The sequence below is a fragment of the Kordiimonas sp. genome (genome assembly GCF_048264555.1).
Taxonomy (GTDB): domain Bacteria; phylum Pseudomonadota; class Alphaproteobacteria; order Sphingomonadales; family Kordiimonadaceae; genus Kordiimonas.
The window spans coordinates 230,438-252,282 of sequence record NZ_JBLXCX010000005.1; the positions used below are offsets into that span (position 1 = coordinate 230,438).

Genomic DNA, 21,845 nt, shown 5'->3' on the forward strand with positions numbered 1-21,845 from the left:
CGGATATTTGCTGGCCGGGTTTCCGGTCTCATTCAGTGCTGTCGTCGTTTTGTCAGTTTTTGTTTTGTTACCTCAATAACAGCAAAGGGTGTGCCAGAAATAAAAATTGTTATTATTCAATATCTTAGAGTATTTCCCCTCAGTCATTGCACCATATCTGTTCGATTCCGAACATCCACAATGTCCGAATCTGAACAGCCAAACGGTCTACTGCGGCGCACGCCGGATCGCAGGCAGATATAGAAACCCCACCCCAGCACCACACACCAGCACAGCCATCATAAAGGGAAAGCCCGGTGCCATGGACGTAAGCCAACCACCAACCAGCGCTGCAACAACCGCAGCCATCACAGTCACAGACCTGTAGAGCCCAAGCACCCGCCCCTGCGCGTGTGACGGGACTGCATCAGAGACCAGAACCGAGGTTGCGGTCTGACCAAAGGTGATACCCACAGCAATCACGATAATAGCGGGGATATGCGCGAGCTCATCTGTTGCCTGCAGAAACGCGAGCTGCCCGGCCCCCATCAGGATAAAGGCAAGCACCGCAACCCTGCGAGCACCAAGGCGCCCCACAAGCCGCCCAACCACCAGCCCGGCAGCAACAAGTGGTACCGACAGCAAAGCCGCATTGACGCCAAGCCACGTGGGCTCAGTGCCGTAAACCTGCACAAAATAAACCGGGAAGAAATCAAAGAAGGTCATGATCGACCAGAAGGTACAAAAGGAAACCAGCATCAGCGGCATCACTGTGGCGGGCCTATATTCCCCGCCAGACCTAATCTCGGGCGCCGGAACGCGGTTGTGTTTCAAGAAAACCGGCACCAACAGGAAGTTCACTGCAAATAGTATAGTGGCAATCCAGAAGGGCAGCGCCCAATGTGTGGCGTCGGCCCCGGCACTCACATCGCCCAAGACAGCACCGCCAGCCAGAGGCCCCACCACAAACCCAAGGTCCATGGCAATACCGATGAGGGCGAAATTACGCGCTTTAGTGTCTGGCGTGCTGACATCGGAGGCGAGCGACTGCACAATGGCAATGCTACCCTCCCCAAGCCCGGCGACAAAACGCCCGAGAAACAACAGGGTCACCCAACTCGCCATCACCCCGAAGGCCAATAGGACCGACCCTAATATGGTCAGCATAAGAGCAACCATAAGGGTCCGCCTGCGGCCAAACCTGTCTGACGCCCGCCCAAGAAGTGCTGAACCAATGATCTGCCCCAAGGGATAGAGCGCAAGCCCCAAACCAAGGAGCTGGGCCCGTGCGCTATCACCCATGGCGGGGTCAAGAAGCGGTGCATCTTGCGTCAGGAACAGGGGGCCAAAAACCGGGAAGGGCAGCGAAAACCCTACCCAGCCCAGAAAGATGGTCAAAAAGACAAACGTCATGGTTGCCCGCTCAGCCGGCAGGGTCTTCTGTGTCATAAGATCCTCGTGGTTGATTGGCCGATGCGCGCCTAGCTAGTGCCGCACAAGCACTCCGCTCTGGGCATCAATGCGGGCGAGCTTGTCTGGGTTGCGGGTCACAAAAATCTGGCTGGCTTTGCCCTCTGCATTGAAACCAAAGGTGATCACGGCCTCCGCGCGACCATCAACGAGCGACACTAGGCCACGGGAGGAATTCAGCTCAAGCGACACCACATCACCTTTGTTCCAATAATGACCAAGCACCTTGGTCACAAAGGCGAGGGCTTCTTTAACGCCTATCAGTGTTCTGCTCACCGCCGTTGCTTTGCCGCCGCTGTCTGATTGCACCGTCACGTCATGAGCGAGCATGGAGACAAGCGACCCCGTTTCCCCCGTGTGCACCGCCGCCATGAAAGCCTCGAGAAGCTCGTCCTGCCTGTCCTTAGGTGCCTGATGCACGGCCTCAGCCCGCTGCACATTTGCCCGCGCCCTTGAGACAAGCTTGCGACACGCAGGTTCAGCGATATCAAGGCTGGCCGCGATGTCCCGATAGTCCATTTCAAACACATCATGCAGCAGGAAGGCTGCACGTTCCTTGGGCGCGAGCCGCTCGAGAACCAGCATGAAAGCCATGGTCACACTTTCCGACAACGAGAGCTGGCACTCTGGGTCATCAAGCACCTCGGTGTGCATGGGCTCCGGCAGCCACGCGCCGATATAGCTTGTGCGCGCACGCCGGGCAGACTTCAGCACATCCAGCGCCTTGCGCACACAAACGGTTGTGAGCCAGCCCTGCGGGTTGCTGATGCTATCATCTTTTTCCCCAAGCCAGGCGATCATGGTGTCCTGCACCACGTCCTCCGCCTCCGCCACCGAGCCAAGCACCCGGTAGGCCAGACCCATCAGGGTCTGGCGCTGCGTTTCAAATATTTCTATCGCACTTGACGACATGAGCCTGCCCCATTCAATGCTGGGATATCTGGATACGGTTCCAAAGGTTGATCATAGCCGATATGGCCGTGATCGCCGCAATTTCCGCATCGGTGAAATGTTTTTTGAGCGCCGCGCGAAGGGCCCCCATGTCCTGATGGGCATCCACCACCGTTAGGGCTTCAACCCACGCAAATGCGGCTTTTTCCTTCGGTGTATAGTCATCCACATGGCGCCAGACAACCAGACGATCAAGCCTCTCGTTCGTCTCGCCGTGTTTGCGGGCGTCGCCTGTGTGCATCTTCACGCAAAACCCACATCCGTTGATCTGAGAGGCTCTGAGGAGCAGAAGATGATGCAGGCTTTCGTCGATGCCCGCTTTGGCAATTTCCGCCTCTACCGCCAGAAAAGCAGCATAGATAGGGGCCCCGTGCTCATAAAAGTTAACCGGTGCTGTCGTTGTCATTATCGTCTCCTGTTTACTGAGCAAAATTTACAGTTCACAAACGTGACGATTCACCGTCGCGCGGTGTGACGAGGGCACCGATATTTTTCTCGAGCTTCGTATAACCAAGCGTAGAACCGGCCTTCACACAATCACGACATGCGCCTTTGTACCCTCCTTTTCATAACGATAGATATGGAGGAACCCATGCGCTTTATAGTCGCGTTGTTGATCACTTTTTGCACCGTGCAGACCGCCCCTGTCCGCGCGAGCAGTACGGAGAAGCGTGTGGCTGTCGTGATTTCAAGCTACGGCACGCCGGAACGCGAGAACCTGAGTTACGACCTTGAGGAATTGGCGCAAGCCTATCTTGTGCTGCACAAAAATAGTGTGAAGGTTGACCTGATCAGCCCAAAGGGCGGCGCGGTTCTGGTGCACAAGAAAAAAGACGATCTTTCCTACATTCAGGAGTTCAAAACCCAAACCCCGGCGCTTACGCAACTGGGTGCCACGCTCGCGGCCGCTGACGCAGACGCCAGAAACTATGATGCCGTAATGGTCATCGGGGGTAACGGCGCCATGTTTGACCTGCCAGCTCACGCACCGACAACCGCGTTTCTTCAAAGCTTCAGTGCGGCCCACAAACCGATAGCCGCTGTATGTCACGGCCCGGCGGCGCTGGTGAACGTCAAGAAGGGAGATGGGACCTATCTGGTTACAGGCAGGCGGGTGAACAGCTTCACCAATCTCGAAGAACAGGCCTTTGGTGGCGACGTGATTGACGATCTGCCCTTCTTGTTGGAGGACAAGCTGAAAGAACGCGGTGCGGTATATGTCAAAAACGCCCCGATGCTGCCCTATGTGGCGGTCGACGGCAACTTGATCACCGCACAGAACCCAATGGCGGTTCCAACTGCGGTTGAGGCGCTTTTGCTACAGCTTGGCATCACACCCATCGCCCGCACTGATTTCAAGGATGAAGCCACCATGAGGCTGGTACAGGAGGCGCGCGCATCTGGGCCTTACCTTATCGATCTAGCGCTTAATAAAGCGCCAGAGCGTTATGACCTCAACTATCTGGCTCTCTATGGTTTCTATAGCTACAAGCTGGCCTCCGGTCAGGCGGCGAAACGCCTTGAACTTGAGATTATGCAGGCCGTGAGCAGGCATTTTGAGCACCCGATGTATTCAGTGGGCCTTATTCAGGCCCTCAAGGAACAGGGGTTCGCGGAAGACGCAAAAGCCGAGTTTGAACGCTTCAAATCCCGCTATCCGGGTGATGAGAATATCCCGGTTATTGCCAACCTCCTCGCCTCTGAACGATAGGAAAAGATCGTGGATAGTTTTAAAAAATCGATCGCAATCAGCCTCGCAGCGATATGGGCTATTTGGCCCGCGCAGGCCAGCCAACCCGAAGATGCCATAATCGCCAAGGTTACCGAGGCCTATGGCGGGGCAGCATTGAGGGACGCCAAAAGCATCACAATCATTGATTACAGCAAAAGCCCCTGGCCCGGCCAGGAAGGGCACCCCGGGCAGCCGGACTTCTTCCGAGACCACGCAGAGCTCACAATAGATTTTGAAGGTAAACGCAAAAGCATGCTGTCCTGGCGTGTATCCCGAACGGGAAAGGACCTCGATCTTTTTGTGGTCAACGGCAATGAAGCCCGCATCTATGACATCTTGAACCGGAAATACTCGGACGAGGATTGGCTAACCTATGCCTCGCTCGGCAGGTCTGTCGTCAGCGCGAGTGATACGATGATGGCGCACGCCTTACCGGATATTTCCGAAACGGTTGTCTATGACGGTGAAACCGCATACCGCGGCGCGCTTCATCAGAAACTCACGGTCAAATCAGGCCCAGGGCCCGAATATACGCTATATATCAACAAGACCTCAGGCTTGATTTCCAAGAAGGTCATACACCGCCCCGCAGGCGAAATAAGCTATATCTTTTCAAACCATAGGAAATCCGGCGGCGTCACCTTCGCGCAAGACATGAATGTTTTTGTCGGCGGGCAACCACGGAAAATCTCTATAGACAGGAACATCGAGCTCAACCCATCGCTGGCGGACAAACTTGTGTCACCGAGCGGTTTCATCCCATGGGGTGAACAGGTTGATACAGCCCAGATGTCGGTTCGCAAAATATCGGATCATGTTTATCACGCCGGGAAAGGCCGGTCCTTTACCTTGTTTGTCGATGCCGGTGGCTATTTTATCGCATCCGGTGGGCAGGATGCTCTGAGCGAGAGCTTTGAAGCCCTACAGAGCCAGCTCAACACCAAAAAACCACTTGAGTATTTTATCCTTACCCATCATCACGATGAGCATTTAGGCGCTTTGAATGATGCTGTAGCGTTTGGCGCCTCGGTGATCACAACCAGCGATCATCTGCCAACCGTGCAACAGTCTGTACCCACGCCTATTCCTGACGATAAAATTTCGCTCGTAAAAGGTTCCGCGACATTCGGTGACGGTGCCGTGAAGGTTTTTGATATCGCTACCGCGCACTCGGAGCGTTACCTGTTGGTATATCTTCCTGCCTCAAAAGTGGTCTTCGGTGAAGATCATTTTGAAACCCAGCTCAAAACAGGGGCGCCTCGTGTGCATAAAGATATGGTGAACTTCAAGAATACCGTTCAAATGCTCGGCATAGATGTCGAACGCTTTATTGACGGCCACAGCCCCCGCGCCCTAACGATCGCTGAATTTCTGGCCGCTACAGACGCATATAGAGACATCACATGTCCTGCGGGATATCGGATTTGTTCGAAAGGTTAAATCTCGTGTCCGCAAGGCCCGCGCGCCTTGTGGGCAACCCTTGTAGCCAATCGGTTTAAGGACGGCGCGGTACTTGTATAGGAACAATAAAGTTGGTTCAGAATACCGATACTCTAACAATAAAGTTGGTTCATGGAAAATGATGTCGCGCGTCACAAATCACCGGATTCTGCGTCACAGTTTCCGGATACTTCGTTCACTTGAAATTTTTGGAAAGTTCTGCACCATTTTGAGGCACAGCAAAGTGGGGAATTTCTTTATGAATGTTGCCCGGAAGAGAAATTATATTTCCATCAATGCATGGAGAATGCGTTATAATGAGGAACGACCTAACAGCTTACTCGGATATCAGCCGCCAGCGATATCTGCAAAGCTACAGGCAAGATGCTTCGTGATACTTCCGGATCCGTTCGCTAACTCGCCTTTAGCTGAGAAGGCCGTGGCAGGATAACCACTAAGGTCCCAACCAACGAAAAGGCCTCAATCCGGGGAGGGAGGACAGTGTCCCGCAAGGGTGGTACTTGCCTCTCATAAGAATGTCTATTTCCACTGCCTTAACGCACTGAACCTGCCACCACCTGATTTTATGGACGCCCTTCATTTCGGATAGCATTGAGATCAACAGGCATGACGACTACCTCGCCCGTAAAGGTAACTGTTCGAACGACCCCCCTAAACTCGAAGTTGACCATATTGGCTTGCGTGGGCCAGATATCCCGCAAGGCCCTGTGTGTCACCTCAAATGCCAACCCATCACCCAGAGGCGCCTCCTGGTAAACCCAGAGAAACTCACCCTCCACCTCCTGCCCCACCAGGGTGAGCGGTACCGCCTCTCCCCCGAGGTAACGAAGGGAGAAACGCTCAGCCACATAGGACGCAAAGGCGGTCTGCCACACATCGGCCCTCATTGTGGCGGTGTCCTCTTCTGGCCACATGAGAGGAGCGGCGTGCTCTGCATCATGGAGGCTAAACCTGTGCATGACCTCTATCACGCCCGTTCGCTCATTCAATACCACACGGGTGATGGCGGCTTTCCGGGAATGCGCTGCAACCCCACTCAATGCCATAAAAAACAAACAAGCCCACAGCGTGACGAGAGAGAAAGAACGGATCATGATCCGCCTTGCCCGTCCGGGGCAGCGTTACGGTCTTCCTTGATATCCTGCATAACATCGCGACGGGCGGGATTGTTACCCTGTTTGGCTTTGTAAGCCTCAATACGGGAGGGCAAAATCCGACGCGGATAAAAGTTGTTCGACATATCCACATCGGCCGTCTCAAGGCCTTTATCAACCACAACGTCCGTCAGCTCCCGTTCTTTGTCGAATACCAGTATCTTCCGCACCCTGTGCGGGGAATAGCGCCAGGTTTCCGCCGGAAGACGAACTTCTTCCGTACTCCCGTCCGTGAAGGTCAGCGTGAGCAGAATGGGCATGACGAGCCCACCCTTGTTGGAAAATTCAAAGATATAATAGTTCCGGTCTTCCCTGACCGCACGTTCAAGCGCCTCGCGCTCCCAATCTTCAAGGCCCGCAAGATAGTCGTCATAAGCATTCCGCTCCTTGTTGGTCACGGTAAACTGGCTGTTGGTATCATAAAAATCGCGAACATCCGGGTTCCGCTGAACCCATGTGGTCCTGCCTTCCACGCTGTTTTGGGCTGTAAAACGAGAGCCTGGCTCGGCCTTGAGTTCGCCCTCGCGCCGCGCGAAATCGATATCCGGATTTTTTGTATCCATCCGCAGCTTCACGACACTGTCGAGCGAGATATCCACATGGTCAGTGCCGTAGAACCAACCGCGCCAAAACCAATCGAGGTCAACACCCGAGGCTTCTTCCATTGTCCGGAAAAAATCAGCCGGAGTGGGACGCTTGAACTTCCAGCGGCGTGCATATTCACGGAAGGCAAAGTCAAACAACTGTCGCCCCATGATGGTTTCACGCAATATCTCAAGCGCGGCTGCCGGTTTGGCATAGGCGTTGGGGCCGAACTGCAAAACGCTGTCTGATTGCGTCATGATAGGCACCTGATTTTCCGACTTCATATAATCGGTAATATCGCGCGGCTCTGCCCCCCACGGCATTTCCGGATCCCATTCCCGTTTGGCCACACGGTCAAGAAAACTGTTTATGCCTTCGTCCATCCATGTCCATTGACGCTCATCGCTATTGACCGTCATCGGGAAATAGATGTGCCCGATTTCATGGAACACCACGCCAAGAAGAAACATCTTTTCCGACAAGCTATAGGTGCGGCTGCCGTCATCACGCAATACCGTACGGGGGCCATTGAAAGTTATCATCGGATATTCCATACCGCCCACGGGCCCATTGACCGATTGGGCAACCGGATACGGATAGGCAAAGGAAAAACGTGAATAGACCTCCAACGTATGCAGGATGGCCTCAGTCGAGTATTTCTTCCAAAGCTCGCCCCCTTCCTTGGGGTAAAAAGACATGGCCATCACGAAAGGCTGTGCTGGGTCTTCCTGCTCATAGCCTTTGGCATCCCACATGAATTTCCTGGACGAAGCCCATGCGAAATCCCTCACGTTCTTTGCGGCAAAGTGCCAAGTCTTCACATCCTTGCTGCCTTCGCGCTCGTTCTCAAGCGCTTCTTCTTCAGTAACAATGAACACGGGCCTTTTTGCGGTTCTTGCAGCCTTCAGGCGCTGGCGCTGAACGTCGGTCAGCACATCATCCGGGTTCAGTAGCGTGCCGGTCGAGGAAACGATATGGTCGGCCGGTACGGTGAGTTCGACATCATAATCGCCGAACTCCAGCGTAAACTCGCCACGCCCGAGAAATTCCTTTGCTGTCCATCCTTCATAGTCCGTATAAGCCGCGAGCCTTGGGAACCACTGGGCAAGCAGGAAAATATCGTTGCCACCCGTGCGGGCATCGTCGGGAAAATGCTCAAAGCCCGACCGAGCCCACACCGCGTTTTCCTCTACGATGTTGAAAGCAAAATCTATCTGGAACTCTCTGCTCTCCCCCGGCTTCAGAGGAGCCTTCAAATCCACTCGCATCAAGGTTCCCACAACAACAAAGTCAAGCGCTTTGCCTCGCGCGCCTTTAACTTCCAGCATGTCATATCCGAGGTCGGCGTCTGCCAGATACTGCTGCCGCCGAAGGTCTGTCAGGCTGACCTTCGCGGGCGTCTCAAGCGACCCAGCACCGCCCGGAAACACCAGTGAACGTTCTGCCACCGATGTTTTCTTGAAGCGGTTCTGGTCCAACTGAAGCCAGAGAAAACGAAGGGTATCGGGCGAATTGTTCTTATAGCGGATAGTTTCGGTGGCTGTGAGTCTACGGCGCGTTTCATCAAGAGAGGCCTGGATGCGATAGTCCACTTTCTGCTGCCAATAGGCATGGCCAGGTTCCCCGCCAGCGGTGCGATAATTGTTGCCGGTGGGCCATATCTCGTCCAACTGACGAAACTTGTCCTCGAAACCCTGAGCGGATTCACCGGTAGCACTAGCGGCCATTTCGGCACCCAACGCCCACAACAAAGCCGCACAAACCAAAAGACGCGTAATCATCTATCCCCCCTTTTGTCAACACCTGACCAACTTCAGTCGCTTCATGCTGTCCATATCAAATCATTATTATTCTTATTTATAATATCAAACATACTTTTGTAAACAAACGAAGTCATCGGCCCCAGCCGGTAAGCTGGCCCACGGAATGTGAGGGTGAAGATTGCCCGCGCGAACGCGCGTTATTGGCGTGCTTGCTGCTGGACAACGCGAAGGAATTGCTGCGCAGAGGGGTCGTCCCGCAGGATGCGGCTCAGTCTGCGTGCGTATTTCACGGCTTTAGCCGCCTCTCCTCGCGCAACATGAAGGGATGCAAGGCCGTGAAGCAGATTGGGGTGGTTGGGCGCGTGCGAGATGGCCTTTGTGTATACGTCCAAGGCGACATCCGACTGCCCGAGAGTGTTGAGTGCCGTGCCATAAGCATAGCCATAGTCGCCGTTTGCCTGTGCGCCCTGCCACGCCGTACGGAAATGAGGCAGGCTTCCCCCATAGTCCCCGGCGCGGATCAGAAGTATCGCATAGGCATAATTCAGCGCCGGTTCTTCCGGCTGCTCAACAAGGGCTTTTTTCAACAATAATTCAGCCCGGTTGTCATCGTTCAGTTGCTGATAAAGGTTGGCCAGATTGACCTTGGCAGGCGAAAACCACGGGTCAACTCGCGAAGCCTGTTCATAAAACTTCCGCGCATTACCGAAATCGCCCGTCAGCTCGTGATACTGAGCCAGGTTTGCGCCGCCTTCCCCGCGCCACGAATCCTGCTCATAAGCCGCAAGCAACTCAACCTCGGCGCTTTTCTTTGCTTCTCGCATTTCTGCCGGCAACGCGGCATCAGCAACATCAGCAAGCGCACGCGCAGCTTCAATTCTATTGCGCCGCACTTTGTCTCGCAAAAGAGAGCCCAGCAGGCCTGCTCGCGTCACGGCTGGCAAGGAAGTCGCCGCCCGGATAGCACCATACCTTACAAGCGGCTCGCTGTCCGATAGGCCGGCCCTGATAGCTCCAGTATCACGCGCGGTCACGAAGGGTTCCATCGCCTTGAATGCACTTGCTCGCACGATTGTAGGCACCTCCTCATTCAGAGCGAGAGACCGCAACCCGCTCTTGCTACGCGGGTCGCCTTTCCATGCTGCGCTGAAAGCACGCACCATATCATCACGATAGCTTTTCTTCGGCTCGCCATGCCACGCCTGTAGGGCATCTGCCGCCCATGATGACGAGCGGTCGCTGTGACACGTATTGCAGGCGTTCGGGGTGCCGAACGTCATGCTGAAATCCGGACGGGGAATGCGAAGGCTGTGATCCCGCCGCGCATCCACCCCCATGAAGGTGGTTTCTGGCATATGGCAGTTTACACAGGCAGCCCCAGCGCTGCCGTCCTTGTGGCCATGGTGCTGCGCTGCATCGAACTCTTCTGCCACATGACACTGGGTGCACACGGCATTCCCTTCCGCACGCAACTTCAAAGTGTGGGGGTTATGACAGTCGGTGCAAGTCACCCCTTTGCCATGCATTTTGGACTGCAAAAACGAGCCGTATACATAGGCTTCATCCCTCACCTGACCATCAGCGAAATACATGGGGCTTTCGATTAGCGCCAGCGAGAAATTATCGTGGAAATTCTCACCAGCATGAAAGCCATCCTTCAGGGCACCGCGCCTGCTGTGGCACCCGGCACACATCTGCAATTCACTGCGTTTGCGAGGTGGGCCATCCCAACGGGCGGTGCTGGCGCCGTCATCAAAACGCCAGGAACCGTCTTTCAGTTTATCAAGATAGGACAGGATATTCTGCCGGTCGTCTGCGTCCGGGCCAGCATTTGCAGAAGCGTCTGCCGACACGGCCGCAACATGCCCAGAGGCCGGGCCGTGACATGCCTCACAGGCAACATCTTCTTCAGCAAAGCGAGTATCAAAGAGGTCACTAACCGGGTCGTAATTTCTCGTAAGTCCGGTGGAATGGCAATCTGCGCACATACCGTTCCAGTTCTGGAGTGGCTGTTGCCAATGTAGCCGGTCCTTTCTGCTTATCTGCTCGTCCGCATACAGGTGAAACCAGCGCTGGCCGCCCTCTTCTTCGGGCCTGCTGTCCCACGCGAAGGGTAACGCCTGCAGACGCCCACCCGTAGTTGCCACAAGATATTGCTGCAACGGGTACACCCCGAAGGTTTTCACCACCTTGAAACGGGCGGTTGAGCCATCCGGCGCTTCTACTTCAACCCAGAGATAGCCGTCTATCAGAATAAAGCGTGCCTGATGCGCATCATATGTGAGCGAGGCATCGCCAAAATTTCCCAGCACATTCTCCGCCGTCGCGGTCTCCATCGCAAGATCGTGGTGGGATCCGTGCCAAGCTTCGAACTGCTCAACATGACAGGTTTTACATACCTGACTTCCGGTGTAATCCGCCGCGAGACTACCAGCCGGCACAAAACACAATGCTGACCAGCTTGTGAGAATACCTATGGTAAGAGTTTTCAGCATGAGCGAGCACACATACGGGCAGACCGCAGACACCGACTATGCGCCCAAGGAAAAAGGGCTATCGTGATAAGGATGAGCATACTGTGCGGGAAGGCGCTTATTGCTCCCTCCGCAATTTGTCCTCTGCCTTGCCTTCATTGATGAGATTGAGCGTTTCCTCAACCAACTTCTCCATGCCTGCACGGGCTTTTTCTGCATCACCCGCCTTGATCGCTGTCAACACAGCACCGTGCTCAGCAACGCTACCTATCTGCACCCCTTTGAACCTGTTGGTAAGGCGAATACTAAACTTGAGCGCCGTTTCAACGAGGTCTTCGAATTTCACAAAGAACTGGTTTCCGCTCGCATGCAGGATCGAGATATGAAAAGCAATGTCCGACTGGGTGGGGTCGTCTGTACCGTCTTCCGCAGCTTCCATTCGCGCGAGCGCTTCTTCGATCCTGGTAATCGCAGCTTCATCAGCGCGCTGCGCCGCGAAGAAGGCAGCCATAGGTTCTACCGCCATACGGATTTCAGCGAAGTCCGCCAGCAGATCGAGCGAAAATTTGCGCTCCAAAAGCCAGCGCAACACGTCAGGATCGAGAAGGTTCCAGCTTTCCACGGGCTCGACCCGAGTCCCCTGCCGTGGCCGCGCGCTCAAAAGCCCCTTAGCTGTCAGCATCTTCACAGCTTCCCGCAGCACGCTGCGGCTCGCTTCAAACTGCTGACAGAGCGAAGCCTCTACGGGGAAAGGGTTCTCCGGCGTGTATTGGCCTGTGACGATCGCGATCCCCAATTCCTCGACAATACTGGATGTAAGATTATGGACTCTTGCCATTGTTTTGATCGCTCCCCCAAGGCCTACCGGCCGACTTCAAATAACGGTTCAGGCACGCCTGTCACACTGGTTTCAAAAACAAATAGATTGCCAGCGTTTGCATCCTGCGCCAACTGCATGGCGGTCATATCCTTTTTAGCCGATGTGACAAAAAGTAGATTATTCTTGCGCCCCCCGAAGGCCACACAACTTGGCTGGATAGCCGGGACATCCAGAACCTGTTTAATGTTTCCTTCTAGGTCATAGCACACCACCTGTCCAGCACCCCAATGTGCGCTCCAGAGGTTGCCTTCAGCGTCTGTTACGGCACCGTCGGGAAAGGCCCCTTCAGGTGTCGTCGCAAAAATCCGCGGGTTACTGATATTCCCTGCTTCCAGGCAATAGTCATACTTCAGAATTTTTCGGGTTGGTGTGTCAGTAAAGTAAAGGCAATTTCCACATGGCGACCAACAAATACCATTGGAGATCGAGATATCTGACCGCATGGCCTCCGCGACAACGCCCGCCTGAAACCTGTACAGCTTTCCACGCTCACCCGCGGCAGCGGCACGATCCTCCACCATCGCGCCACACCAAAACCTGCCCATAGGGTCTGTTCGGCCATCGTTCAACCTGCGTCCGGAACCCGGGCTGACATCTGACGGACAATCAAGCCATGATACACCCGTGCTGCGCAGGTCGAGATAGGCAAAACCCCGATCAAATGCGGCAAGCAGCACAACAGGGTCTTCGGTGAGAGCAAAGGAACACAGCCGTTCCGGCAGGTCGATCTTTTTCAGTACACCTCCCGGCCATTCCAACCTGTATAGCACCCTCGCTTCAATATCGGTCCAGAGTGCGGATTGGCTTCTATGATCCCAGACCACACCTTCGCCGAGGATATTGCCTACTTTGATTGTCTCCACGAGCCTCATTTCATCACCACCACACGGTATATAGCACGAACAAGATGATCACTATTACCGCGCTGGCAAGGTTGAAGAAGCTTGTTGTTGAATAACTAACTTCCCCGTTTTTCATATCCGTGCCCCTGTGCGACTTTTGGGAGAAAAGCGAGACAGCAATCGCCAACAGGAAGCACAGCACGAAAACCAGACCTACCCGATCGATGAAAGGCAAGCTTGGCCACACGACTTTGAGCACCAGTGATGCGACGGCCGAGCCTAGGGCTGCCGCAAGTGCACCAGCCGTCGTCGCCTTGGGCCAGAACAGACCGAGCAAGAAGATCACCACAATGCCCGGCGTAAAGAAGCCGGTAAACTCTTGAATATACTGGAAGGCCTGGTCAAACTCACCAAGAAGCGGTTCTGCCGTAAGCATGGCAATTGCCAATGCGACAAGACCAACCACGCGCCCTACTCGCACCAGTTTCTCCTCTGACCGGCCCCGGAAATAGGACTTGAACAGGTCGAGCGTAAAGATGGTGGAGATGCTGTTAACCATCGAGCCAAGCGAAGAAACGATTGCTGCCAGAAGGGCTGCAAACACCAGGCCCTTCAAGCCACTGGGCATCAGCTTCATCACTTCGGGATAAGCCTGATCGGGCCGCTCAAGCCCCGGCGAAAGCACAGCCGCAGCAATGCCTGGCAATACAACAATGATGGGCATGAGTATTTTCAGAAAAGCAGCGAAGACAATACCCTTCTGTGCCTCCCCTACCGATTTGGCAGCCAGCGCGCGCTGGATCACATACTGGTTAAAACCCCAGTACGACAAGTTCATGATCCACAAGCCTCCGACCAGAACCGAGATGCCCGGCAAGCTCGCATAATGCGGGTTGTCAGGTGACAGGATCATGTCGAATTTTTCGGGCATCTGTTCGGCCAGAATGGTGAAACCCGCAATCATCCCGTTACCGTCCGAAATCTGATCAAGCGTGATATAGGCGATAACGAGGCCGCCCATAACCAGCAGAACCACTTGAACGATATCTGTGAATGCAACAGCCTTGAGCCCGCCATAAAACGCATAGGCGCCTGCAAAAATTCCAAGGCCCAAAAGCCCGTATATCAGATCGAGCCCGGTGACAGTACCGATCGCAAGTGCCCCAAGCCATAAAATGGAGGTGAGATTCACAAACACATAAACGCCGAGCCAGAACACAGCCATGACCGACCGCACGCTGTGGCCATATCGCAGTTCCAGAAACTGCGGCATGGTGTAAATTTTATGCTTGAGAAATATAGGAAGGAAGTATTTGCCAACCAGAATAAGTGTTATGGCTGCCATCCATTCGTAGGAAGCAATGGCAAGACCAAGCGCATAGCCCGAGCCGGACATGCCGATGATCTGTTCTGCGGAAATATTCGCCGCAATCAACGATGCGCCGATCGCCCACCACGGCAGAGACTGGCTTGCGAGAAAATAATCCTGCGTATCTTTCTTGTGGCCGTCCCGTTCGCGTGAAACCCACTGCGCCAGCATGAATATGGCCACGCCGTAAAAAATGATGATCCCTACATCAAGCGATGACAAGGTCATGCTCCCCCTCCCTCTCAACTATCGTGCTGCGGCCCTGAATGCGGCCATGATTTTTTGTGCATTTGCTGCCACCATTTCCGGCGTATGGCCCGGCTTGTAGAGATCCCCTCCCACACCAAATCCCATCGCGCCAGCGGCGAGCCATTCCCCAAGGTTCCCGGGGCCGGCTCCGCCCGTGGCAACCACGCCTATATTGGCGGGCTTCACGGCGCCAAAGGCGCGTAGGAACCCAGTACCGATTTCAGAAGCAGGAAACAGTTTCAAAAAACGCGCTCCAGCATCAATAGCCGCAAAAGCTTCGGTTACGGTGTGAAAGCCGGGCACCGAAACCATATTGAGCTCGACGGTTTTACGAATGACATCGGCATTGGTGTTCGGTGAAACGATCAACCGGCCCCCGGCATCAGCCACCTGTTCAACTTGCCCTGCGGTCAGAACAGTGCCTGCCCCGATCAGGCAATCATCGCCTAGGGCCTGAGCAAGCAACTCTATACTTTTCAGCGCATCGGGTGAGTTCAGCGGCACCTCGACAACCCGGAAGCCCGCTTCATACAGCGCGACCGCGTGCGCCTCAATCTCTGTCGGCTCGATACCTCGCAAGATTGCGATGACTGGCGTCTCGACAAGGATGGAGAAAAGCTTGCTACCCATGCACGATCTCCCGCTCGGCCAGGCAGTGTATCCCGGCAAGTGATAGCTGATGACCATCGAGTGTTTCACACTGCACCTGCAACTTCCCACAGGCCATACGGTAAAGATGGCCGAGGCTTCTGTTTCCGATGATGGTGATCATTGGGCTACCGATCTCTTTCTCAAACAAACGCCATGCACTCATCACATCCCGCCCGATCAACACACCAGACAAGAAAGAACGAGCCTCGCCATTGTCGATACCATCTGCGATTTGCCTGCTACGTGTTTCAAATATCAGATGCTGCAGATCGGCGTCCGGAAGTGCCAATGCTCGCTCAAGGCCTAATTCAAAGGCCCAATCAACCTGAACACTAGGTGTACCTGCTTTTACAAGCACGCTATGTTCAGCGAGTGCCGCGAATAATTCACCGCTTACGCTTGTCAGAAAAGTCTCCGCAACGCCGTCGGCAAAAAGGGTCCATTTAGTGTGGGTACCGGGCATACAGATGAGATGCTGACCCTGGCCAAGAACAGGCTTGCGCTGAAGCGCCCCTAGAAGTTGGGTTTCTTCACCACGCATTACATCTGGAGCACCTGCTAGATTTACACACTTCAAACCAGGAACGATAGAGACACTGACGTTCTCATATCGGGTTCTGGCAAAACGGTTTCTGATTTCATCGATGTGAGCTGGGCACGGTACATAGCCAGCATCCAGCCAGCCAATGTTCGACCCGGCCATCCCGCATAGCACTGCATCGGTAACCGCATGGTTTGCTATCCAGTCGTGCACCAACGCACCAAAAACATGAGGAATTTCTGAGGGACGAATCTGCCCAATGCCAGGCCCTCGTTTTTCCATAATACAAATGCCGTCGTCTTTTTGCACCAGAGCGAGACGAAGGTGCGTGGTGCCCCAATCACCTGCTATGTAATAATTAGACCCCTTTTCCGCCTTCGACGTTACCAGCATTTTAGTGCGACTCCCGTTCGACCACTGAGCCGCTACTGCCTACAAGGAAATCAAGGTCACAACCTTCCTCCGCCTGCAGCACATGGTCGTAATACAGCTTGTAATAGCCCCGCTTGTGCTTGCCGACTTGCGGCATGTATTCACCAGCAGCCCTTCGTCTTTTCATTTCTTCACTGGAGATTTTGACACTTAAACTGCGGGCCGCAGCATCGAACTCAATGATGTCACCGGTCTTTACCAATCCAAGCGGCCCACCTGCCTCGGCTTCAGGTGAAGCATGCAGGATTACCGTACCAAAGGCCGTACCGCTCATGCGGGCATCTGAAATGCGGACCATATCCTTGACCCCGCGCTCCAAAAGCTTCTGTGGCAACTGCATGTTGCCCACCTCCGGCATACCGGGATACCCCTTGGGGCCACAGCCTTTCAGCACCAATATGGTGTTCTCGTCCACATCAAGTTCGGGGTGGTCGATACGGCTTTTGAAATCCTCTATATTTTCAAATACCATGGCCCTACCGGAGTGTTTCAGGAGCTCGGGCGACGCAGCACTCGGCTTTATGATCGCGCCGCCCGGGCATATATTCCCGCGCAAAACCCAGATGCCGGACTGTTCCTTCACGGGGTCCGCAATAGGTTTGATAACGTCATCGTTGAATATCTCTGCCGCCTTGTAATAGTCATTCAGCGGGCCACCCGTAATGGTGACAGCATCTGAATTCAGAGATGCGTCAAGCTGCTTCATCACCGCAGGCGTGCCGCCCGCGTAATGAAAATCTTCCATAAGAAATTTACCGGAAGGTTGCAGGTTCACAAGTAGCGGAATGTCCCCCGCCAGTGTGTCAAAATCGTCAAGCGATAGCTCTATACCCAACCGCCCAGCAATCGCGAGAAGGTGCAGAACAGCGTTTGTAGAGCCACCAATTGCCGCATGGACACGTATGGCGTTCTCCATCGCCGCACGCGTCAACACCGTTGAAAGCCGGCGATCTTTCTTGACCATGTCCACAATCACACGCCCCGACTGATGCGCCAATGAGCGGCGACCCGCATCGACTGCGGGTGTGGTGCCATTCAACGGCAAGGCGAGACCCATTGCTTCCACAAGACAGGCAAACGTTGAAGCGCTCCCCATAGTCATGCACGTACCCGGCGAGCGTGACATGCCGTTTTCCGCCGCCATGAAGTGCTCGAGCGACATATCACCGGCCCGTACAGCCTCGCTGAATTTCCAGACATCTGTACCAGACCCGATATCGCAACCGCGATATTTGCCATTCAACATCGGACCACTGGAAATTATGAGCGTTGGTAGATCAACGCTCGCAGCCCCCATAAGCTGGCCGGGTGTGGTTTTGTCACATCCCCCTAACAGCACCACGCCATCGATCGGGTTGCCGCGAATCGATTCTTCCACTTCCATGGCCAACAAGTTGCGGAAGAGCATGGCGGTTGGCCGCATTTGGGTTTCACCAAGCGACATCGCAGGGAACTCAAGCGGCAGCCCGCCCGCTTCCCAAACACCGCGTTTTACATATTCAGCAATATCCCTCAAATGCGCGTTGCAGGGTGTCAACTCCGACCATGTATTACAAATGCCGATAACGGGGCGACCATCGAATACATCATCAGGCAAGCCTTCACTTTTCATCCAGCTTCTATGAATGAAGCCGTCTCGGTCCAGCTTTCCATAGCTGTGCTGGCTCCTTAGTTGCTTTCCCGATTTTTTGGAGGATGACATAAACCCGGTCTACCTTATTGTTTACACGTAATTTGCTATTGACTGAATATTAATATGATTAATAACATGATACAAACTTTAATTTAGTCAAGTATCAAATATGAAGGAATCTGAGCGTGGCCAATCAGTCTGAGAGTTTCGACGCCGAAAACCTGCTTCTTGGGAAATCGGAAGTGGAGTTCCCCGTCTATGGGGACCTGAAGGGCAACAACGTCTTCATCACCGGCGGCGGCTCAGGCATTGGGGCATATTTCGTGACAGCCTTTGCCATGCAGGGTGCGAAGGTGGGCTTTGTGTCTCTCTCTGAAGAACCGGGCCATTTGCTTTGCGACCGCGTTGAGAGGCTGACCGGCAACCGGCCTTCCTTTTACCCCACCGATATTCGCGACATTGCGGCGCTTGAAGCCAGCGTGAAAGCCTTCCAGCGGGACTATGGTGCGATAGACAAGCTCATCAACAATGCCGCACGAGACACCCGACACACGGTTGATTCTCTCAGCCCGGATGATTGGGATGACGCCATGAACACCAACCTCAGGCCCTATTTCTTCACCGTGCAATATGCGGCGCAGGGTATGAAGGAAAATGGTGGCGGCAGCATTATCAACGTTGGCTCCAATTCCGCGCTACTCGGTCTCGCGGGCTATCCTGCCTATGTGACGGCGAAGTCGGCCATTATCGGCCTCACCAAAGCGCTTGCGCGTGAACTCGGGTCCGACGGTATTCGGGCCAATGCCCTTATTCCGGGCTGGGTCATGACCGAACGGCAGAAAAAGCTTTGGGTCACACCGGAAGCACTGCAGGAATGCCTTGACGAACAAGCACTGAAGTCAACAATCTCCGGTGAAGATGTGGCACAGTCGGCCCTGTTTCTGGCATCAAACGCTTCGGCCATGATTACCGGTCAGTCGCTTATTATCGACGGCGGACGCGTATAACCCCGACATCTTTCCCCACAGCAGGCGGTACATCAATGAAACTGGACCCTGAAGATATCAAAATCTGTACCTCCATCGCCGCACCCCAGGGTGTGAGCGAACCGGTACCGCCATCTATCACACAGACATCTCTCTTCACTTTTCCTACATTTGAAAAGTTGATTGAAGCCTTTGGGGATGAGAATAGCAGCCAACTATATTCCCGCGGCCGCAACCCCACTGTCGGGGTGCTGGAGGATAAGCTAGCAAAGCTTGAGCGCGGCGAAGACTGCAAGGTTTTCGCCTCCGGCATGGGTGCTATCAGCGCGGCCTTCATGGGGCTGCTTTCCGCGGGCGACCATGTTTTGTTCATAAACCAGATATACGGCCCAACCTTGCAACTGGCTGACCATCTTACCCGGTTTGGCGTCACCTTCGACCACTTGAGCGGCACAGACATCAACGCCGTTGAAGCCGCCCTGCGACCCGAAACCCGGCTTATCTGGATGGAAAGCCCCGGCACAATGACCTTTGGCGAGCTGGACATTCGCGCAATTTGCACACTGGCAAACGAACGCCATATCATGACCGGAATTGACAACACATGGGCGACCCCACTTCTGCAAAAACCGCTGACCATGGGTGTCGACATCGTGGCGCATTCCTGCTCCAAATACATTGGCGGGCATAGCGATGTGGTCGCAGGCGCATTGGTTTCTCACAAGGAGCTCATCGAACAGATATTCTACCGCGCGTTTCTACTCAACGGTGCCGCCATTGGCCCTTGGGATGCTTGGCTTATTTTGCGAGGCCTGCGCACGCTTCCCAACCGCCTTCGCGAACATGAGGAAAGCGCGCTGGCTATTATCGACTTTCTCTCCTCACACCCACGCGTAGCAGCAGTCCACCACCCCGCAACAAATCCCGCACAAAAGACACTGAACCAATTGGCAGGCTATACTGGGCTGTTGAGCTTCACGATCAAAGACGCACGTTTTAGGGAAGTATGCCGCTTTCTCAACGCGCTTCGCATTTTTCACATTGGTGTAAGCTGGGGTGGTTTTGAAAGCCTCGCGCTTTCCCCAAACAAGGGACACAATGAAGCGGACCTCGTGGAAGCAGGTGTTCCAGCTGGGCTTGTCCGAATTTCTGTCGGACTTGAAGGTGCACAGGCCCTTATTGATGACCTCACACAAGCGTTGGAGCAGGCATGACATCTCAGAACAGTGCAACCGACAAAGTGCTTTCGCTTGCGGAAGCCTTCGCACCGTTCGCCGTCCTGCTGACTGTATTCTCACTCGGCACCTTCTATCTGAATACCGGAAACAGCGTGATCGTGCTGGCTATCATTCTGGCAGCGGCAGTGGCGTCTGCCACAGCGTTCCGGCAAGGCAGGACCTGGCAGGATATCCAGACCGCCGCAGGCGGAAAGGTGGCCGAGCTGTTCCCCGCACTTCTGATCCTGCTATCTATTGGCGGACTGATCGGCAGCTGGATGCTTTCTGGCACCATTCCCTTTTTTGTCACTGCAGGCCTACAGATTGTGTCGCCAGAGACCTTCGCGATTACGGCCTTCCTGGGCACCGCCCTTATGTCTTTGATGACAGGCACGTCATGGGGCTCTGCGGGCACACTGGGTGTGGCCATGATGGGCATGGCTGGCGTCCTGGATGTATCCCTCGCCATGACAGCTGGCGCCGTGGTTTCAGGCGCCTATTTCGGTGACAAAATGTCCCCGCTTTCTGACACCACAAATGTCGCCGCCTTCGCGTCCGGCGCAGACCTGTACAGCCATATCGCGCACATGGCGTACACCGCGGGTCCATCATTTGTGCTTGCCCTTGTCATTTATACGGTGGCGAGCGCTACCGGCGCACCGGGTGACGCACAACTGCCCCGCGACGCTATGGCCCTCCTATCCGACATTGATCGTCATTTTCTTATGGGCTGGCCGGTTTTCCTGCCCCCTGTGGCCGTGCTGGGGGCTGTTGCGCTGCGCTGGCCACCTATCGCCGGGATTGGCCTATCCTCCCTTCTCGCCATGGCCGTGGGGAGTCTCTATCAAGATTTTTCCATTGAACAGGCCATACAAGCTGCCATGACAGGTTTCGAAGTCACCATGCTGGGAGAGGCCACAAGCAATAGTGGTCACCTTGCTTCACTCGTAAACCGTGGGGGTGTATATGCCATGGTGGATACGCTTGTGATCGTACTTACCGCTGTCATGCTGACAGGAGCGATGGAAACATCAGGTGCGCTCAAGCGCCTGATCTCGTTCCTGCTAAAAGTCACATCCAGCATATTTGGCCTGATATCCGCGACCATGGCCGCCGGTCTGATGCTGATTTCGCTTTCAAGCCATGGCAGCGTTACCGCGCTCGTGGTGGGGAACCTGTTTCAGAGCGCATATAGGGATAAAGGCTTGGCGCCTGAAAACCTCTCCCGCTCCATTGAAGATTCAGTTACGTTAACAGACCCGATCCTGCCCTGGACTGTCTCTGGTATTTTTATGGCTAAAACACTGGGCGTTCCAACACTGGAATACCTGCCTTGGACGGTATTCTGCCTTGGCGGCATGGTTTTCTCGCTCATTTATCCAGCACTTCACATGCATACAAAAGGGTTCGGCATCAAGCCATTGAACCGCAAGTAAGCCTGCTTTCCACTCCACAAAAAAAAGTGCCGCCCTGCAA

At 54.5% G+C, this 21,845-nt stretch carries 17 protein-coding genes; 5 read left to right on the forward strand and 12 right to left on the reverse strand.

From position 1 onward, the window contains the following. Positions 1-207: 207 nt before the first annotated feature. From ACN0XZ_RS14890 to ACN0XZ_RS14900, 3 genes are read right to left on the reverse strand one after another with little or no spacing between them, the layout of a single operon-like run. The gene (locus ACN0XZ_RS14890) at positions 208-1,428 is read right to left on the reverse strand and encodes an MFS transporter (RefSeq protein ID WP_417458579.1); all 1,221 of its coding nucleotides are present in this window, start codon (positions 1,426-1,428) and stop codon (positions 208-210) included. A gap of 36 nt (positions 1,429-1,464) precedes the next feature. After that, complete coding sequence (gene sigJ, locus ACN0XZ_RS14895; RefSeq protein WP_417458580.1) at positions 1,465-2,361, reverse strand: RNA polymerase sigma factor SigJ; 897 nt, start codon at positions 2,359-2,361, stop codon at positions 1,465-1,467. A gap of 13 nt (positions 2,362-2,374) precedes the next feature. After that, a complete protein-coding gene (locus ACN0XZ_RS14900) occupies positions 2,375-2,806 on the reverse strand; it encodes a carboxymuconolactone decarboxylase family protein (protein WP_417458581.1) in 432 nt (143 codons plus the stop codon). A gap of 186 nt (positions 2,807-2,992) precedes the next feature. Between ACN0XZ_RS14900 and ACN0XZ_RS14905 the strand changes: the two genes are divergently transcribed. Further along, entirely contained in the window at positions 2,993-4,111 is a 1,119-nt protein-coding gene (locus ACN0XZ_RS14905) for a type 1 glutamine amidotransferase domain-containing protein (protein WP_417458582.1), read from the forward strand. 9 nt (positions 4,112-4,120) lie between these two features. Then, positions 4,121-5,572 carry a hypothetical protein gene (locus ACN0XZ_RS14910; protein ID WP_417458583.1) on the forward strand — a complete coding sequence of 484 codons (1,452 nt, stop codon included), beginning with the start codon at positions 4,121-4,123 and terminating at the stop codon, positions 5,570-5,572. A gap of 584 nt (positions 5,573-6,156) precedes the next feature. Here ACN0XZ_RS14910 and ACN0XZ_RS14915 read toward each other — a convergent pair. The 9 genes from ACN0XZ_RS14915 to ACN0XZ_RS14955 form a co-directional block, all read right to left on the reverse strand. After that, the gene (locus ACN0XZ_RS14915; RefSeq protein WP_417458584.1) at positions 6,157-6,687 is read right to left on the reverse strand and encodes a DUF6702 family protein; all 531 of its coding nucleotides are present in this window, start codon (positions 6,685-6,687) and stop codon (positions 6,157-6,159) included. Then, a complete protein-coding gene (locus ACN0XZ_RS14920; protein ID WP_417458585.1) occupies positions 6,684-9,113 on the reverse strand; it encodes a M1 family metallopeptidase in 2,430 nt (809 codons plus the stop codon). The genes ACN0XZ_RS14915 and ACN0XZ_RS14920 overlap by 4 nt, the downstream gene beginning before the upstream one ends. A 179-nt stretch (positions 9,114-9,292) precedes the next feature. Beyond that, entirely contained in the window at positions 9,293-11,590 is a 2,298-nt protein-coding gene (locus ACN0XZ_RS14925) for an ammonia-forming cytochrome c nitrite reductase subunit c552 (protein ID WP_417458586.1), read from the reverse strand. A gap of 97 nt (positions 11,591-11,687) precedes the next feature. Then, positions 11,688-12,407, reverse strand: coding sequence for a FadR/GntR family transcriptional regulator (locus ACN0XZ_RS14930; RefSeq protein WP_417458587.1), 720 nt, complete (start codon positions 12,405-12,407; stop codon positions 11,688-11,690). 23 nt (positions 12,408-12,430) lie between these two features. After that, the gene (locus ACN0XZ_RS14935; RefSeq protein ID WP_417458588.1) at positions 12,431-13,312 is read right to left on the reverse strand and encodes an SMP-30/gluconolactonase/LRE family protein; all 882 of its coding nucleotides are present in this window, start codon (positions 13,310-13,312) and stop codon (positions 12,431-12,433) included. 13 nt (positions 13,313-13,325) lie between these two features. Then, positions 13,326-14,888 carry a sodium/sugar symporter gene (locus tag ACN0XZ_RS14940; RefSeq protein WP_417458589.1) on the reverse strand — a complete coding sequence of 521 codons (1,563 nt, stop codon included), beginning with the start codon at positions 14,886-14,888 and terminating at the stop codon, positions 13,326-13,328. 18 nt (positions 14,889-14,906) lie between these two features. Further along, positions 14,907-15,539, reverse strand: coding sequence for a 2-dehydro-3-deoxy-6-phosphogalactonate aldolase (locus tag ACN0XZ_RS14945; protein ID WP_417458590.1), 633 nt, complete (start codon positions 15,537-15,539; stop codon positions 14,907-14,909). Continuing rightward, positions 15,532-16,494, reverse strand: coding sequence for a 2-dehydro-3-deoxygalactonokinase (locus tag ACN0XZ_RS14950; protein ID WP_417458591.1), 963 nt, complete (start codon positions 16,492-16,494; stop codon positions 15,532-15,534). The genes ACN0XZ_RS14945 and ACN0XZ_RS14950 overlap by 8 nt, the downstream gene beginning before the upstream one ends. Position 16,495: 1 nt before the next feature. After that, a complete protein-coding gene (locus ACN0XZ_RS14955) occupies positions 16,496-18,235 on the reverse strand; it encodes an IlvD/Edd family dehydratase (protein ID WP_417458592.1) in 1,740 nt (579 codons plus the stop codon). A gap of 173 nt (positions 18,236-18,408) precedes the next feature. Between ACN0XZ_RS14955 and ACN0XZ_RS14960 the strand changes: the two genes are divergently transcribed. Genes ACN0XZ_RS14960 through nhaC form a run of 3 tightly spaced genes read left to right on the forward strand, consistent with a single transcriptional unit; the run spans position 18,409 to position 21,805 of the window. Beyond that, entirely contained in the window at positions 18,409-19,173 is a 765-nt protein-coding gene (locus ACN0XZ_RS14960) for an SDR family NAD(P)-dependent oxidoreductase (protein WP_417458608.1), read from the forward strand. A gap of 35 nt (positions 19,174-19,208) precedes the next feature. Beyond that, on the forward strand, positions 19,209-20,366 hold the full coding sequence (locus ACN0XZ_RS14965) for a trans-sulfuration enzyme family protein (RefSeq protein WP_417458593.1): 1,158 nt from the start codon (positions 19,209-19,211) through the stop codon (positions 20,364-20,366). After that, complete coding sequence (gene nhaC / locus ACN0XZ_RS14970) at positions 20,363-21,805, forward strand: Na+/H+ antiporter NhaC (RefSeq protein ID WP_417458594.1); 1,443 nt, start codon at positions 20,363-20,365, stop codon at positions 21,803-21,805. Before ACN0XZ_RS14965 ends, nhaC begins: the two co-directional genes overlap by 4 nt. Positions 21,806-21,845 lie beyond the last annotated feature (40 nt).